Raw genomic sequence first — 16,719 nt, forward strand, 5'->3', positions numbered from 1 at the left:
GCGCACACCCGCCCGCTGCCGGCCTGAGCCGCGCGGGCATGGAGTTCACCCATGCCAGCTCTCTACGTGATGATCCCGGCGGCGCTGCTGATCGTCGGCATCGCGATTTATATTTTCTTCTGGGCGGTCGACAGTGGTCAGTACGATGACCTCGACGGCCCGGCCCACAGCATTTTGTTCGACGATCAGGACCCGAATCACCAGGCCGCCGTCGATGAAGCCAGTGCTCGGCCACTGGATTCGGACGACAAGGCGCCACCGCATGCTTGATTTGGTGCCCCTGCTGGTATCCGCGGTAATCCTCGGGCTGCTTGGCGGCGGCCATTGCCTGGGCATGTGCGGCGGGTTGATGGGCGCGCTGACGCTGGCGATCCCCAAAGAACAACGCAGCCGCCGGTTTCGTCTGCTGCTGGCCTACAATTTCGGAAGAGTCCTCAGTTACGCCACGGCAGGACTGCTGATCGGCCTGGCCGGATGGGCGGTGGCAAACAGTCCGGCGGCGATGTTCATGCGCGTCCTTGCCGGTCTGCTGCTGATCGCCATGGGCCTGTACCTGGCGGGATGGTGGAGCGGCCTCACTCGCATTGAAAGCCTGGGTCGCGGGCTGTGGCGGTACATTCAACCGGTTGCCAACAGGCTGCTGCCGGTCTCGAGCCTTCCGCGCGCCTTGCTGCTCGGCGCCTTGTGGGGCTGGCTGCCGTGCGGGCTGGTGTACAGCACTTTGTTGTGGGCCGCGAGCCAGGGCAATGCGCTCGACAGCGCACTGCTGATGCTGGCTTTCGGCCTGGGTACCTGGCCGGTATTACTCGCCACCGGCCTGGCCGCCGAGCGCGTCACGGCGTTGTTGCGCAAACGCAGCGTGCGCATGACCGGCGGCGTGCTGGTCATCCTCTTCGGCCTCTGGACCCTGCCCGGCCCGCATCAGCATTGGTTGATGGGCCATTGAAGAGATCGCAGCCTTCGGCAGCTGCTACATGAAAGCGCGTGTACCTGTAGAAGCCGCGTCCGACTCCACAACCGCCCTTGTAGCAGCTGCCGAAGGCTGCGTCCGACTACAAACCTTCCATGTAGCAGCTGCCGAAGGCTGCGTCCGACTACAAACCTTCCCTGTAGCAGCTGCCGAAGGCTGCGTCCGACTACAAACCTTCCCTGTAGCAGCTGCCGAAGGCTGCGTCCGAGGACAAAGTCCTCGCCAACAAGGCCCACGCAACTCCCCTGACACACCCAGGTGTCCGGGTTTACGACGGCTTCGCCGCCGGACGCAGCCTTCGGCAGCTGCTACAGGTCTGTGTTCACTTGATACAAATCAACACGCCTCAACGCCCCACCCCATAGACTTGCTGACACTGCCAGCCTATCCGGGGAACGCCCGCATGATGCTCGACGCCATTCGTTGGGACAACGATCTGATCCGCCGCTACGACCTGGCGGGACCGCGCTATACCTCCTATCCGACGGCCGTGCAGTTCGACAGCCTTGTCGGCACTTTCGACCTTTTCCACGCTCTGCGCGAAAGCCGCAAAGCCCAGCGGCCGCTGTCGTTGTATGTGCATGTGCCGTTCTGCGCGAACATTTGCTACTACTGCGCATGCAACAAAGTCATCACCAAGGATCGCGGCCGCGCCCTTCCCTACCTGCAACGCCTCGAACAGGAAATCCAGCTGATCGCTTGCCACCTCGACCCGGCACAAAAGGTCGAACAATTGCACTTCGGCGGCGGCACACCTACCTTTCTCAGTCACGATGAACTGCGTCAGCTGATGTCTCGACTGCGCAAGAGTTTCAACCTGCTGGACGACGACTCAGGCGATTACGGAATCGAGATCGACCCACGGGAAGCCGACTGGTCGACCATGGGCCTGCTGCGGGAGCTGGGTTTCAACCGGGTCAGCATCGGCCTGCAGGATCTGGATCCCGCAGTGCAACGCGCGGTCAACCGCCTGCAGAGCCTGGAAGAGACCCGCGCGGTGATCGAGGCTGCGCGAACCCTGCAGTTTCGCTCGATCAACATCGATCTGATCTACGGCCTGCCGAAGCAGACTCCGGACAACTTCGCCCGCACAGTCGAGGAAGTCATCAGCCTGCAACCCGACCGCTTGTCTGTGTTCAACTACGCACACCTGCCGGAACGCTTCATGCCGCAGCGGCGCATTCACAGCCACGAACTGCCGACCGCTGCGCAAAAACTGGACATTCTGCAGCGCACCATCGATCAGCTGACCGCCGCCGGCTACCGCTACATCGGCATGGACCATTTCGCCCTGCCCGACGATGAGCTGGCCATTGCCCAGGAAGAATCGACGCTGCAACGCAATTTCCAGGGCTACACCACCCATGGTCATTGCGACCTGATCGGCCTGGGCGTTTCCGCGATCAGTCAGATCGGCGATCTGTACTGTCAGAACAGCAGCGACCTGAATCACTACCAGAACGCTTTGGCTTCGGCACAAATGGCGACCCAACGCGGCCTGGTGTGCAACGCGGATGACCGCCTGCGACGGGCGGTGATTCAGCAATTGATCTGCACCTTCCACCTCGAATTCGCCGAGATTGAACGAGTGTTCAACATCGATTTTCGAGGTTATTTCAGCGCGCAGTGGCCGCAACTGCAAAGCATGGCCACTGATGGCCTGATCGCACTCGATAACGAAAAAATCAGCGTGCTCCCCGCCGGTCGGCTATTGGTCCGCTCCGTGTGCATGGTGTTCGACGCGTACCTGGAGCAACACAATCACCAGCGGTTTTCCCGGGTGATCTAAATCGTTGCAAGCTGGCCTGAATATGCTGTCGTGGGTTACCCTTACGTCTTATGTGTGTTTTTCCCACAAGGATTGAAGAAATGTCTGAGCCAGTCAAGTTGCGTGCTCACACCCAGGCCCATTGCAAGGATTGCAGTCTCGCCCCGCTTTGCCTCCCGCTGTCGCTGAATCTGGAAGACATGGATGCGCTGGACGAAATCGTCAAGCGTGGCCGCCCGCTGAAAAAAGGCGAATTCCTGTTCCGCCAGGGCGACGTTTTCGAAGCCGTTTATGCCGTCCGCTCGGGCGCCCTGAAGACCTTTGGCCTGAGCGATGGCGGAGAAGAACAACTCACAGGTTTCCATTTGCCGAGCGAACTGGTCGGTTTGTCCGGCATGGACACTGAAAAGCATCCAGTGTCGGCGCAGGCACTGGAAACCACCTCGGTGTGTGAAATCCCCTTCGAACGCCTCGATGAACTGGCACTGCAGTTGCCGCAACTGCGCCGGCAATTGATGCGAGTCATGAGTCGGGAAATTCGTGACGATCAGCAAATGATGCTGCTGTTGTCGAAAAAAACTGCCGACGAGCGCATCGCTACATTCCTGGTCAACTTGTCGGCGCGCTTCCGCGCTCGCGGCTTCTCGGCCAACCAGTTTCGTTTAAGCATGTCGCGTAATGAAATCGGTAATTATCTGGGCCTGGCGGTGGAAACCGTGTCGCGGGTGTTCACCCGATTCCAGCAGAACGAGCTGATTGCAGCCGAGGGCAAGGAGATCCACATTCTTGACCCGATTCAGCTGTGCGCGCTCGCGGGCGGCTCCATCGAAAGCTGATCCGATGGATGGTGGCTGAGCGAAACGGTTCAGCCACCGTTATACTGCGTCGTTTGTAGCCTGCCAGGACACCTCGACGATGGTCTTCGACTCCTTCGACATCAAATCCCTGATCCGCCCCGTGATCGACTTCCCCAAACCGGGCGTGATCTTTCGCGACATCACGCCGCTATTCCAGTCGCCTGCGGCGTTGCGTCTGGTGATGGATAGTTTCGCTCACCGCTATGTCGAGGTCGATTTCACCCACATCGGCGCCATGGATGCCCGGGGTTTTCTGATCGGCTCAGTGTTGGCCTATCAGTTGAACAAACCGCTGGTACTGTTCCGCAAGCAAGGCAAGCTGCCGGCCGATGTCTTGGCCGAAGGTTATGCGACGGAGTACGGCGAAGCGTTTCTCGAAGTACATGCAGACAGTCTGTGCGAGGGGGATTCTGTAGTGATGTTCGATGACCTGATCGCCACCGGCGGCACTCTGATTGCGGCAGCAAACCTGATTCGCCGGATGGGTGCGCGGGTGCATGAAGCTGCGGCGATCATTGATCTGCCGGAGCTGAACGGTTCGCAGCGATTGCAGGATATGGGCATCCCGACCTTCTGCCTGACGCAGTTTGCGTTGACGGATAAATAAGCGGGGCCTGTACCGCCCTCTTCGTCGGAATGCCTGCTCTGGGCGGCATTCCGACGAGCGCGATACCTGCAACACCAAAAAACTAAAGCCCCATCTGCTTGCTGATGATTTCGTTCATCACTTCCCGGGTGCCGCCGCCAATCGACAGAATACGGTTATCGCGGTACAGACGCTCCACCAGACCTTCGCGCATGTACCCCAGACCACCGAGGATCTGCACTGCATCGTGGGTGATCCGGTCGGCAGTGTCGGTGGCGAAATTCTTGGCCATTGAAATCTCTTTGATCACACTCTGCCCCGCCGCCATTTTTGCCGCCTGGCGATAGGTAAATTCCCGCGAAACTTCCAGCGCCGTGGCCATCTCGGCGAGGCGATGCTTGAGCACCTGAAATTTGCCGATCGGCTTACCGAATGCCTCACGCTGCCGAGCCCACTTAAGGCTTTCTTCGAGCGCCAATTGCGCGGTCATGTTGGCCATCAGCGCCAGAGCGAGTCGTTCGCTCTGGAAGTTGCCCATGATGCAGGCGAAGCCCATGTTCTCTGCGCCGATCAAATTGCCTACAGGCACCAGGCAATTGTCGAAGAACAACTCAGCCGTGTCCGACGCCCACCAGCCCATTTTCTTCAACTGACGACCGACCGTGAAACCTGGGGTGCCTTTCTCGATCAGCAACAGACTGATACCACCGAAACCGGTTGCGCCCGTGCGTACCGCGACCGTGTAAAAATCAGCGCGAACACCGCTGGTGATGAAAGTTTTGCTGCCGCTGACCCGATAAAAATCACCTTCGCGCACGGCCCGGGTTTGTAAATGGGCCACGTCTGAACCGCCGCTGGGCTCGGTGACCGCCAGCGCGCTGATTTTTTCACCGGTCAGCACGGCCGGCACCACGCGCTCTCGGACCTCGGGACGGGCCCATTTAAGGATCGGCGGAAGGCCGATATCCAGGGAACCGAGGCCCGCGACCAGACCGCCGGAACCACAGCGCAGCAGCTCTTCGCTGGCGGCGATTTTGGCGAACAGGTCACCTTCGTGGCTGCCCCCCAGCTCTTGCGGGTAGCCAATACCGAGAATGCCCGCTGCGCCCGCCTTGAGGTAGAGTTCGCGGGGAAAGCTTTCGGCTTCTTCCCACTGATCAACGTCCGGAAGAATCTCGCGCTCGACGAAACGTCTGACGCTGTCGCGGACTAACTGGTGGCTGGGATCGAAGTATTCCTGAAAGGCAGGCATCGGCGAACTCCACTGAGGGGTTCAGCGACGTTAACCGAGCGCTTGCTTGGTTTTCAACAGGATTGTGTGAATCGGGTGGACCGAGTTGTTTGCATCGCGAGCAGGCTCGCTCCCATAGGAACTTTGTGAACCTCCTAAGTACAATGCAGGAGCGAGCCTGCTCGCGATGGCGTCACTCCAGGTATTACAGGGCTATCGGCTTACGCCCGGCAAACGAATGCGCCAGCGTCCCGCCATCGACCAGCTCCAGTTCGCCACCCAGCGGTACACCATGGGCGATGCGTGAGGCGATCAGGCCCTTGTTGTTGAGCAACTGGGCGATGTAGTGTGCTGTCGCTTCACCTTCGACCGTCGGGTTGGTCGCAAGAATGACTTCGGTAAACGTGCCCGCCTGCTGAATGCGCTCAAGCAATTGCGGGATGCCAATCGCTTCCGGGCCCAGCCCGTCAAGCGGCGACAAGTGGCCCTTCAACACGAAGTAGCGACCGCGGAAACCTGTCTGCTCCACCGCATAAACATCCATCGGCCCTTCGACCACACAGAGCAAGGTGTCATCGCGGCGGGTATCAGCGCATTGTGGGCATAGATCGTCTTCAGTCAGGGTGCGGCACAAACGGCAGTGGCCCACCCCTTCCATGGCCTGGCTCAACGCCGATGCCAGGCGCGAGCCACCGCTGCGATCACGCTCGAGCAGTTGCAAGGCCATACGTTGGGCAGTTTTCTGACCCACGCCCGGCAGAATTCGCAGGGAATCGATCAGTTGGCGAATCAAAGGGCTGAAGCTCATGAGGAAACATCCGACAACATAACGAGACGCGGTTTATACCCGCGCCTCTGTAAAGCGTCAAATAGCGGCGACAATTACTCAGTCCTGAGCAACCCGCACCACCAATTTGCCAAAGTTGCGGCCTTCCAACAGGCCGATGAATGCCTCCGGTGCGTTCTCGAGGCCATCGACCACGTCCTCACGGAACTTGACCTTGCCATCGCGAACCCACGGTGCCATCGCGCTGACGAACTCGGGCTGACGGTCGCCGTAATCGTCGAAGACGATGAAGCCCTGAATGCGTACCCGCTTGGTCAGCAAAGTGCGTTGCAACAACGGCAGGCGATCCGGACCGCTCGGGGCTTCGTGTGCATTGTAGGAGGCGATCAAGCCGCACAGCGGCACGCGCGCCTTGGCGTTGAGCAGCGGCACGACGGCATCGAATACCTTGCCGCCGACATTTTCGTAATAGATGTCGATGCCGTCGGGGCATGCTTGCGCGAGCTCGTCGGCGAAATTGTCGCTCTTATGGTCGACACAGGCGTCGAATCCCAACTCTTCCACCACATAGCGGCATTTGTCCGCGCCGCCGGCAACGCCCACCACGCGCAGACCCTTGATCTTCGCCACCTGGCCGACGACCGAACCGACCGCACCGGACGCTGCGGCCACCACCAGGGTTTCACCTTCTTTCGGCTGGCCAATGTCCATCAGGCCCATGTAAGCAGTCATCCCGGGCATGCCCAACACGCCCAGTGCCATCGATGGGCTCGGCAGACCGGACGGCACTGGCATGATGTCGCGACCGTCGCTGATGCTGTGGCTCTGCCAGCCCGTCGCGCCGACGACCAGATCGCCTTCATGAAATTTGGGATTGAGCGAACGCTCGACACGGCTGACGGCACCGCCGGTCATCACTTCACCGATTTCTACCGGCGCGGCGTAGGACGGTGCGTCACTCATGCGCCCACGCATGTAGGGGTCGAGCGACAGGTAAAGGGTCTTGAGCAACACTTGACCCTCGGCCAGGTCTGGCAGCGCTTCACGCTCCAGGCGAAAATTTTCCGGGGTCGGCGCGCCTGTCGGGCGGGAGGCCAATACGAATCGTTGGTTGAGGGTCAATGCGTCTGGCATGTGAGCGTCTCCTGTGATCGGTGAAAATTGGCGGTATAGGGAGCAGACCTTTGTGGCGGTGTCGGGTTCGAAGTTTCGTCAGTTGTACCGAGGTGACTTCATCGCGGGCAAGCCACGCTCCCACAGGATCGACGCTTGATCGTTCCTTCGTCGAGGCGTCGAACCGTCTGCGTGGGAACGACAAAATACCGCGAATACAAAAATGCCAAGCAACGCCTGGCATTTTGTGTAACTCACTTAACCCGCGTTGGCGAATCAGAACGGCAATTTCATCCCCGGCGGCAGTTGCATGCCAGCGGTCATGCCGGACATTTTGTCCTGGCTGTTGGCTTCGATCTTGCGCACGGCGTCGTTGACGGCGGCGGCGAACACGGCTTCCAGCATTTCGCGGTCGTCCTCGCTCAGACCTTCAACCATGCTCGGGTCTATGGTCACACGCTTGACGTCGTGCCGACCGGTCATAACCACAGTGACCATATCGCCGCCGGCTTTACCGGTGACTTCGGCGTTGGCCAGTTCTTCCTGCATCTTGGCCATTTTTTCCTGCATCTGCTGCGCCTGCTTCATCAGGCCGGCCATGCCACCTTTCATCATGGGAATCACCTCAAAGTACTTGGATTAAGCAGCGCCCGGCCCTGCGACCGAACGCCTTCAGATATTAGCCCTGACTGACCAGAGCTTCGACAGGTTCAATAGTATCGTTACGGATGACCGCACCGAACTGCTGCATCATTTGCTGGATGAACGGATCGCCGTGGATCGATGCCTCGGCTTCGCGCTGGCGGTCGACCCGTCGCCGGGAAGCCGCCTGAGCCGGGGTTTCCTGCTCGGGCTTGATCAGCTCCATGCTCAATGTAAGCGTGCGCCCGTGATATTGGTTCAACGCGTCGTTGAGACGGCGTTGCTGGGTCGCGTTGAACAAGGCGCTATGAGCCGGATCCAGGTGCAGCAACCAGTTGTCGCCATCGACGGCGATCAGTGTGCAGTTGGCGGCGATGCTACCTGTCATGCCGGAAATCGGCAGTTTCGGGAACAGCTCCAGCCACTGCAGCGCCAAACCGGTGGCCGGCATTGCGGCGGGTTCTGGCTCAGGTTCCGGCGCCGGTTCGGCAGCATGTTCGCTGGCCAGCTCATCGAGGTAGCTGTAGGACGAATCCATGTCAGGCTCGATGTAATCCTCATCCAGCGGCGGCTCGTCATCAAGGTCGACACCGGGCGTGGCGGCATCGACCTCAGCCACAGACGGTTCCGGGATCGGCGCGGCCGCCCATTCGGGGGCATCGGGCACGACGCTGTCCGGGGTCGGCAACGGCATCGGCGGCAACTCGGGCTGCTCGGCGGCGGTTTCCAGCATCGGCTCGACGGCGGCCTGCTGCGCTACTTCGGGTTCGACCGGGTCATTCCACGGCAGATCGACAACCGCTTCGATCGCGACGGGCTCCGGCTGCGGTTCGGCAATCGGCGCTACGGGCTCAGGCTCAGGCTCAGGCGGCGTATTCTTCGCAACGGGTACAGCCGCCATAGGGGCTACCGCCGCGACGACAGGCGCGGCAGCCACTGCATTTGCGGAATCAACTGTGGCCTGGCTGATCCCCACTGGCTTTAGCGGTTGCCTCGGGACGTCCGCGGTGTCTGCCGGGCGGAACGCGAGCATGCGCAGCAAGACCATCTCGAAACCACCACGCGGGTCCGGCGCCAGCGGCAAATCGCGGCGGCCGATCAGGCCCATCTGGTAGTAAAACTGTACATCTTCGGCCGGTAGCGCCTGGGCCAGTGCCAACACCCGGTCACGATCGCCGTGGCCATTGTCGACGCCCTCAGGCAATGCCTGGGCGATGGCAACCCGGTGCAATACATTGAGAATTTCCGAGAGCACGCCATTCCAGTCCGGGCCCTGCTCAGCCAGATGGCGAACGGCTTCGAGCAGCGCCCTGGCGTCGCCTTCGATCAGCGAATGCAGGACGTCATAGACCTGGCCGTGATCGAGGGTGCCCAGCATCGCCCGCACATCGGCGGCCATGACCTTGCCCTCACCGAAGGCAATCGCCTGATCGGTCAGGCTCATGGCGTCGCGCATCGAACCGTCGGCGGCTCGACCCAGCAACCACAGTGCATCGTCCTCGAACGGCACATTTTCCACACCGAGGACGTGGGTCAAATGCTCAACCACGCGCTCCGGCGTCATGTTCTTCAGGGAGAACTGCAGGCACCGCGAGAGAATGGTTGCAGGAAGTTTCTGCGGGTCGGTGGTCGCCAGGATGAATTTAACGTACGGCGGCGGCTCTTCAAGGGTTTTCAAAAGCGCATTGAAAGAGTGGCTGGACAGCATGTGCACTTCGTCGATCAGATAGACCTTGAAGCGCCCGCGACTTGGGGCGTATTGCACATTGTCGAGCAGTTCGCGGGTGTCCTCGACCTTGGTCCGGCTCGCGGCGTCGATCTCGATCAGGTCGACAAAACGGCCTTCATCGATTTCCCGGCACACCGAGCACTCGCCGCAGGGTGTCGAAGTGATACCTGTTTCACAGTTCAGGCATTTCGCGATGATCCGCGCAATAGTGGTCTTGCCGACGCCTCGCGTGCCGGTGAACAGGTAGGCATGGTGCAGCCGCTGGCTGTCCAAGGCATTGATCAGAGCCTTGAGCACATGGGTCTGGCCGACCATTTCGCGGAACGAGCGCGGACGCCATTTACGTGCAAGAACCTGATAACTCATCGAAAACCGTCGCCACTGGAAAGCAGAAGCGGCTAATGCTAGCGGAGCAGGGGCAAAATTGCATCCGGCGCGCTCGTCTAATCTGGCTAAGATGCAATTTGCGGGCGCTTATGGCTCGTTTTCCATTTGGATCGGAGTGTCTATGCGGCTGGCCTTGGGGGCACTGCTGTTGATGAGTCTGAGCGCCGCTGCCGCCGAGCCGCCGTTGCGCTTTGTCGTGCCCGACAGTTGGGCGATGCCGATGGTGCAACTGGAACGCGGCCGCCCGATTCAAGGCATCCTGCATGACGTGATGATCAGCCTCGCGACCCAGGTCGGCGCACCGGCGGAGTTTCATGTGTTGCCCCGAGCCCGCGTGCAAAACGCCATGGAACGCGGCGAGGTCGACATCCGCTGCTACTCCGCGCAGTCCTGGCTGCCGAACCAGTCCGGCGACTACATCTGGAGCATTCTGCTGTGGACCCAACCGGATCTGCTGATCAGCAAGCAGGCGCCGCCTGACCCGGTCGTTCCGGCAGATCTACCAAGACAATCGATCGGCACGGTGCACGGCTACAGCTACCCGAGCCTGCAACCGTTGTTCGATGCAGACCAGCTGCAGCGTGAAGACGCGCGCAATCAGGAGCAGGTACTGGAGAAACTGCTGGCCGGGCGCTACCAATATGCAGTCAGCAATCAGTGGACGCTGGAATGGTTCAACCAGCGTCTGCAGCCCAATCAGCAACTGCAAGGCGTGGCGGTATTGCAGGTGCAGAAAGTCGGCTGTTATGTGCGCAATGATCCGAAAGTGCCGGTACAACGGATCCTGCGCACCCTGCTGCGGATGAAAATGTCCGGGGAAATTGACGACATTATTCGTCTGTACGTCGGCGGAAAACCCGCAGCCGATGGGGCCAATCGATAACGCCCGGGGCTGTCGGCGCTGTGATTTGCGCTTCGCAGCAACAAAACGCAGACGAAAAAAAATCCGCCCCGGACAGCATCCGTTGGCAGAGCATGGAATCAATAGTGGGTGAGATAACGCGAAGACAAGTGGTGAGAAATGGCCCAAAAAGGCCTTGAGTGCATGACCCTTGGGCGAACTGCTACCATCTGCCATCGCTCATGAGGCTGCTGGATATGCACGATATTGATCCGACTGATTTTAACAAGGCACGCGGATTCCTGATCGGATACTCCGGTATCGTTTTGGCGCTGTGGTTCTTCGGAGCGAAGCTGGAAAAATTTCAGCTGATGGGAACGGAGATTCAGTTGGGGACGAATGTTGGCAAAGCGTGGCTAGTGCTATGTCTGCTCAACGTCTACCTCTGGTGGCGGTACTACCTGCGCATCCCCGCACTAGCGCTATTTTTTGATGACGCTATGCAGAACCTTTACGATGCAAGTCTGCGATGGGCGGCGATTCGTCTTCAGACACGCTCCATGAAGGCAAGATTGCGGGAGATGTTCGCCGAAGACCCGAACGGTGCAGAGGCGGTAGAGTTTTACCGAGGTCGGGGCATGCTCACCTGTCACGGCAAAATTGAAGCCGACAACATGGCACATCCTGAAAGCACCGATATACGCTACGTAAGCAGAGAATTTCGCACTGAGGTCCGTCTATGGTTTGATTACCGAGTGCGAACGAAGGAAGGGTGGAATCCCTTTTGGAGTGAAGCTCAGCTTTGCATCTACAAGCCCTCAGTGTTTATCACATGGCCGATCAAAGCGTTCGTCATCGTGCGAGGGGCGTTTGTGACCCCGTGGCTAACAGATTACGTAATCCCCCTCGTCTGGGGCGCGGCAAGCTCCATTGCCGCACTCTGGATGTACCTGCACATCAACAACTACCTCCGGCAGTGAACCACAGGCACCATCCGCTACACGCCTTGGGCCTGTACTTCCGGTGATGCTTCAGCAGATTTCAGAGGAACTGTCGTGACTACCCAATGGCAACTTGACCAGTTACGCGACGGCGTGAAGATCAACCACCCCAGCAGAGCGAAAGAGCTTATATCCCTGATTAACTCTCTAGCCCGATCCCGCGAAATTTTTGATTACCACAAGTGCCTTGCTCGTGATGCCTTCGAGGCTTTCAACGTAACAAATGATCCCGACGGAATGAGTTTCGCTAATCGGATCTTTGGGATTGAGGACGACGATGGTGTGCTGTGGCAGGCTGGAATTGTCAGCGAAGCAAATTTCATTGCTTGCACCACCATTACACGAAGCTCTTTCGATAGTTTTGGGCAACTCGTGAATCAGCTGATGTTAACGAAGCCGTGCAAGGCCAACCCGTACGTTCAGGAAGTTGCCAAAGCGCTGTCACACGGAGAACTGAAAGAAGAGCTTTCCGCTGCGATATCTTCCGAATGGTTTGCGTACATCCAAGCATTCTCGAACACCGTGAAGCATCGCCAGCTCATCACCCACAACCCATCACTTTCGTTTATTGATGAAAACCGAGGCGGGAAGGTTGAAGGCTTCGACTACAAGGGTCACTACCACCCCGCTTGCTGGGTCATGGAGGCGTTGGAGGGCACTGTCCAGCTTCAGAACTCGCTGGTCGCGTGCGGAAAAGCACTTAACCGAGCGTATCTTTGCGCGATCAATTGAGTCGAGCTTGGTCGGAGGATTGGAAGACGTTAACATGCCGCATGGCCGTACCATTTTGGTATGGCTAAACGCTGTCACACTTCGAGTTTTCTGACCGACAAATCCGTGTAGAATCAAGGATTTAGAGATAGGAGGCAAGCCCACCAGACGCAACCCCCTTCCAGCTTCATTTGTTCGCCGCACTTGCTGATCAGGAACGCAAGTTGATCAGTGATCGTACGAAAGACACTCTCGCCACTCTGAAAGCCAAGGCTGATAGCAGAGATGCTGTTTCCGTGCAGGGTGTACAGAGCAGAGCTGACGCATTAGCCATAGGCCGTACACAAGCCAACGTGCGAAGGCTCAAGACGCTGTACACGTACGTGTAAGCACATTCACAGCATCTATCCATGATCCTATCCAACTGTGTATCCATCGTAGTGCGACAACGCTTCAGCAGGTTGCGGATTGCCTCAACGGTAAGAAGATCACTACGGCTAGAGGTGGTGAGTGGTCAGCGTTGCAAGTGTCTGGTGTCGTGAAGACGTTGAACATCACATTCGGTTAAGAGACGTATAGCCTTCGAGGAGCATGAGTTCGTCACTCGTCAGACCTGGTCCTAGCAAAACAATCAATCACCGTCTCAGCTGCGCTACAATCGCTGTCGGCGCCACCCATAGACCCCTCAACTTATTCGTGAGATTTCGGCGACTCAGCCTTGGGTGCGCGCTAGCCCGCTTAATAGCCCGAGCAAGACCGACAGAATCTCCAGCCATACTATTTCAGCCGCTGTGTAGATCGGCCCCCACCCTGTGCCTTGTCTGAAAAACGGCGGGCAAGGAGGCACGAGCGAATCACCTTATTATCGCTGACTCTAAATTCGACAATACAAGATCATGTATTTTTTTCCAGTCAGCTAGTTGCTCAGTTGGAAATCTGTAGATTACCCATACGCCATCTCTAAAGAGAAAAGAGTTCCAGCAGTGGCGCCTGCCGCTTTTATGACATTGCACGACAAGTTCGCTACCGTCAGGGTTTCTAAGGCTTTTGTCCAACGGCATGAAACTTGTATCAAAACTTTCATCGACTTGTCTAATGCCGAGCTGTCGATTTATGGTAATAGTGGGGTCGTTGTCTGGGCGGTCTAGATGGAAAAGACTCGCCCTATTGTAGGGCGTATTGGTAGCCAGTAATCTGTCAGGCTGACAGCGAAGCTTGATAGCAACGTATGTTGGCTCTATGGCTAGCTGCGAGGTTAGCAATCCCGGCGCTTTTTGGATAATCACTTGGGTGCTCTTCCTTCCCCATGTGACAATTCCGGGAATGTATCCGGCGTATTTGGAATATATGTTGCCGACTTTATAGTTACCGGGCATCGAAAAACCAAGTCCATCCATATCATTGTCTAAGAATTTGAAATGAGTCTTGTATATCCACCTGTCTGTCTTGCTGTTCGCCTGATCGTCATAAGAATAATGCCGTCTATATATTTCTTCTCTTGCTGCTTCCATGCATAGTGCTTCATCAAATTTAGGATGATCAACTCTATCGGCGCGATCAGGATAGTTCGGCTTGTTAGTTAGCAGGACTAACCATGCGAAAATAAGAGTCAAAAATCCGCCTATGCTCGCAAATATTACAAGACATCCCTTCATTGTTGAATTCCGTGATTCAAGTAGCTCCGATCATACCGCCAGACTCTCACAGTGCCACTAGGTTTGTTTATCGCCATACCTACCATGAACATTCTTTCCATGCGTGAGCCTCCGTCCAGCTTCCACACCCTCAGCCAATAGCTCAAGGCTGGCTGATGTTTAATACACGATGGAGGTCAGCATCCCCACAGCAAATAGGAATGACACAACAGCCCCCCCGGCGTTAAAGGTGCCATGCAAGGGATACCATGCGAAACACCCGACACATGCGATCACTGCTATCCATCCCCGATTGCGCGCTAGTGGTTCACCCCTCTGGCGAAGCAGGCAGATAAAACCCCTAACCGAGAGTCCAGCCAGCACACCGCCAATTAAAATCACTAGGCTCATGATCAAAGCAAAGCCCATGCCTGCAGTCATGCGTGTTCTCCGGTGGCTTTATGGCAGCGAGTTTCGTCAGCTTGTAGAAGGTATGTTAATGGGTATCTTCTTTGATCCCTTGAGCAGCTCAACGTCTGCACACATGAGATCAAAGCCTATTTTGTTGATTCCCTCTGCGTGCGAGATAGTCTGTCGTCCCACTGCAACGTCAGCTTTCATTTGCATGAGCATCTCTGTCGGGGTCCAAACGTTTGTCACAACCGTATTCGCACCAACTCCGTCTAGATCAGCTCGAAACCGTTCAAATCCGGTATACCCACCGTAGCCGTTCTTAGCGTTCAGCTCCCCACAAATATGCTGTTGTTGCCAATCCAGCTTCAGGTCCTTAAAGATTACTGATTCTGGGTCTTTATACCGCTCGGCTATGCTCTTTTTTGCGGCATCCGCCAGCGTGAGCAGACGTTGTTCTTCAGAGTCCTGACATCCCGAGAGTGTCAGCAGACAGGCGGCAACGGCTATTATCTTATTCATGGTCGCGTTCCGATGCGAGTGAGTGGCAGCATGTTACCGGGTGCAATGGCTTCCTGCCATCACATCATTCGAGACCTGATGCTACGTCTTTTTCCCTGGCGCCGTGGTAACGGTATGCATATCCCAATTGTGTCATGCCTCTTTCACGTTCCCTCCGGTACGTCTCAGTAAGTGTCCACTTCAAATGCTCGTGCTCAACCTTTAAAGCAGACAACTCAGTTAACCTGTTCCGACTCATGACGATCAGTCCGGCGATGTCCTGATGAGCCTTCCTCAAGTCTCGCCGCGTAGTCTCCAGCTCGGCACAAAGCTAATCATACTGATGCTTGAGCATTTCCTCGCGAGAGGGAAGGCCCAGTGCAAACCCTCTGTCATTGATCATCGTCTTCCATCACGCACGCACCAAATACTGTATATGTAAACAGTATCCTGACGACCTGATCCGCGGCTGATGGATGGCAAGACCACCACAGGAACGTTATGGCGGCGAATAGCCGCTGACTCGTCAGACTTTCCCCTGCTCTATCGCGAGCTCTTCGAATGCCTCCAGGGCCCCGTATGGTAGCTGCACCAGCTTACTCACCGCTCTGGCGATTTGAGGGTTCAAGTACAATGGCGAGTTGGTCGCAACGAAGTTGAAATTCCCAGAGGCGCTGAAAGGCTGCCCCCCACCGAACATTGCGTTACGCCAGACAAGACCTTCACGGGCCCGGTGATGCTGGTAAGCCAGGATCTTCTCAAGAGCGCCGCGTTCTAGGTGCCCACCGACAGGCTCTCCGTACAGCCTTGCCTTAATCTTATCCAGGCTCCTAGACAAAACTTCTTCAGACGGCTTGTCGTTATAGTGCTCGACATCAAGCACATCGCAGTACTGGCGGAGGCGCCACACCAGTGCATCTAACCCTGACAGCTCGTGATCGAATAGGTGGAGTGATGCGACTAGATATCGATCACCACAAGACTCTGCGAGATGATTGAAGACTGCTTGCTCATGGTCGGGCAAAACTATGTCGTAGCCTAAGCGATCATTTACCAGCCTGAGGCCTTCAGCGATTTTGTGCCCTACCCCCTTTGAGCTGACCCTGCGAAGAAGCAGCATGCACTTCAAGTACTTTTCGACAGCTTGCAACCCAGACCAGATGGCCTGCGTAGCTAAACCGGCCTTCAGGGCCAGCCTCGCAGCAATATAATCACCGTCTCCCGTATCCCTGAAGCACCTGATAGCGAGGTCGTTGATCCAAGCGGCTTCTGAGGGCGGTTGGTACTCGAAAACAAACTGCTGCCAGGTCTTCTTTACGTCATCGCTCATGTTTACACCTCACCGAAAAGGTTCAGTGATAGTAATGACCGCAATGGCTAGGGGCCAGCCGCAGGGTGCCGCCAGTTGCATCTATAGGTGGTTGGTCAGGAGAAGTGTTGGAGAAACAACAGGCAGACGATAACATGCCGCTTATGGTGCACACTTTGGTGTACCTAAACGCTGTCACACTTCGAGTTTTTTGACTGACAAATCCTTGCAAAATCAAGGA

The 16,719-nt window shown here is 57.1% G+C and carries 16 protein-coding genes; 8 read left to right on the forward strand and 8 right to left on the reverse strand.

Going from position 1 to position 16,719, the window contains the following annotated elements; genetic code table 11:
* Positions 1–51: 51 nt before the first annotated feature.
* From ccoS to F8N12_RS21035, 5 genes are all read left to right on the forward strand, one after another.
* A complete protein-coding gene (ccoS, locus tag F8N12_RS21015) occupies positions 52–270 on the forward strand; it encodes a cbb3-type cytochrome oxidase assembly protein CcoS (RefSeq protein WP_150582112.1) in 219 nt (72 codons plus the stop codon).
* Positions 263–946: a sulfite exporter TauE/SafE family protein gene (locus F8N12_RS21020; RefSeq protein ID WP_150582113.1), complete on the forward strand. Its 684-nt coding sequence runs from the start codon at positions 263–265 to the stop codon at positions 944–946. The genes ccoS and F8N12_RS21020 overlap by 8 nt, the downstream gene beginning before the upstream one ends.
* A 430-nt stretch (positions 947–1,376) precedes the next feature.
* Positions 1,377–2,759, forward strand: coding sequence for an oxygen-independent coproporphyrinogen III oxidase (hemN, locus tag F8N12_RS21025; RefSeq protein ID WP_150582144.1), 1,383 nt, complete (start codon positions 1,377–1,379; stop codon positions 2,757–2,759).
* Between the two features lie 80 nt (positions 2,760–2,839).
* Positions 2,840–3,574 (forward strand): fumarate/nitrate reduction transcriptional regulator Fnr, encoded by a 735-nt coding sequence (gene fnr, locus F8N12_RS21030; protein WP_150582114.1) that lies wholly within the window; start codon positions 2,840–2,842, stop codon positions 3,572–3,574.
* Between the two features lie 79 nt (positions 3,575–3,653).
* The gene (locus tag F8N12_RS21035) at positions 3,654–4,202 is read left to right on the forward strand and encodes an adenine phosphoribosyltransferase (RefSeq protein WP_150582115.1); all 549 of its coding nucleotides are present in this window, start codon (positions 3,654–3,656) and stop codon (positions 4,200–4,202) included.
* 82 nt (positions 4,203–4,284) lie between these two features.
* Here F8N12_RS21035 and F8N12_RS21040 read toward each other — a convergent pair whose 3' ends face one another.
* The 5 genes from F8N12_RS21040 to dnaX form a co-directional block, all read right to left on the reverse strand.
* Positions 4,285–5,433: an acyl-CoA dehydrogenase family protein gene (locus F8N12_RS21040; RefSeq protein WP_150582116.1), complete on the reverse strand. Its 1,149-nt coding sequence runs from the start codon at positions 5,431–5,433 to the stop codon at positions 4,285–4,287.
* A gap of 184 nt (positions 5,434–5,617) precedes the next feature.
* Complete coding sequence (gene recR, locus F8N12_RS21045; protein ID WP_028621411.1) at positions 5,618–6,220, reverse strand: recombination mediator RecR; 603 nt, start codon at positions 6,218–6,220, stop codon at positions 5,618–5,620.
* Positions 6,221–6,298: 78 nt separating this feature from the next.
* Complete coding sequence (locus F8N12_RS21050; RefSeq protein ID WP_150582117.1) at positions 6,299–7,333, reverse strand: NADP-dependent oxidoreductase; 1,035 nt, start codon at positions 7,331–7,333, stop codon at positions 6,299–6,301.
* A gap of 255 nt (positions 7,334–7,588) precedes the next feature.
* Positions 7,589–7,927 (reverse strand): YbaB/EbfC family nucleoid-associated protein, encoded by a 339-nt coding sequence (locus F8N12_RS21055; protein WP_056856987.1) that lies wholly within the window; start codon positions 7,925–7,927, stop codon positions 7,589–7,591.
* Between the two features lie 64 nt (positions 7,928–7,991).
* Complete coding sequence (gene dnaX / locus F8N12_RS21060) at positions 7,992–10,049, reverse strand: DNA polymerase III subunit gamma/tau (protein ID WP_150582118.1); 2,058 nt, start codon at positions 10,047–10,049, stop codon at positions 7,992–7,994.
* A gap of 142 nt (positions 10,050–10,191) precedes the next feature.
* On the opposite strand from dnaX, the gene F8N12_RS21065 reads away from it, so the two are divergent.
* The 3 genes from F8N12_RS21065 (at position 10,192) to F8N12_RS21075 (ending at position 12,644) form a co-directional block, all read left to right on the forward strand.
* Complete coding sequence (locus F8N12_RS21065) at positions 10,192–10,953, forward strand: substrate-binding periplasmic protein (protein ID WP_150582119.1); 762 nt, start codon at positions 10,192–10,194, stop codon at positions 10,951–10,953.
* A gap of 215 nt (positions 10,954–11,168) precedes the next feature.
* Positions 11,169–11,891 carry a hypothetical protein gene (locus F8N12_RS21070; RefSeq protein WP_150582120.1) on the forward strand — a complete coding sequence of 241 codons (723 nt, stop codon included), beginning with the start codon at positions 11,169–11,171 and terminating at the stop codon, positions 11,889–11,891.
* Between the two features lie 75 nt (positions 11,892–11,966).
* Complete coding sequence (locus tag F8N12_RS21075) at positions 11,967–12,644, forward strand: hypothetical protein (protein ID WP_150582121.1); 678 nt, start codon at positions 11,967–11,969, stop codon at positions 12,642–12,644.
* An 833-nt stretch (positions 12,645–13,477) separates the two neighbouring features.
* Here F8N12_RS21075 and F8N12_RS21080 read toward each other — a convergent pair.
* The 3 genes from F8N12_RS21080 to F8N12_RS21095 form a co-directional block, all read right to left on the reverse strand.
* Positions 13,478–14,278, reverse strand: a complete 801-nt coding sequence (locus F8N12_RS21080; RefSeq protein WP_150582122.1) for a hypothetical protein — start codon at positions 14,276–14,278, stop codon at positions 13,478–13,480.
* 456 nt (positions 14,279–14,734) lie between these two features.
* Entirely contained in the window at positions 14,735–15,190 is a 456-nt protein-coding gene (locus F8N12_RS21085) for a hypothetical protein (protein WP_150582123.1), read from the reverse strand.
* 505 nt (positions 15,191–15,695) lie between these two features.
* Positions 15,696–16,499, reverse strand: coding sequence for a hypothetical protein (locus F8N12_RS21095; RefSeq protein WP_150582124.1), 804 nt, complete (start codon positions 16,497–16,499; stop codon positions 15,696–15,698).
* Between the last annotated feature and the right edge of the window lie 220 nt (positions 16,500–16,719).

This window comes from Pseudomonas fluorescens, from assembly GCF_902497625.1.
GTDB lineage: Bacteria > Pseudomonadota > Gammaproteobacteria > Pseudomonadales > Pseudomonadaceae > Aquipseudomonas > Aquipseudomonas fluorescens_BQ.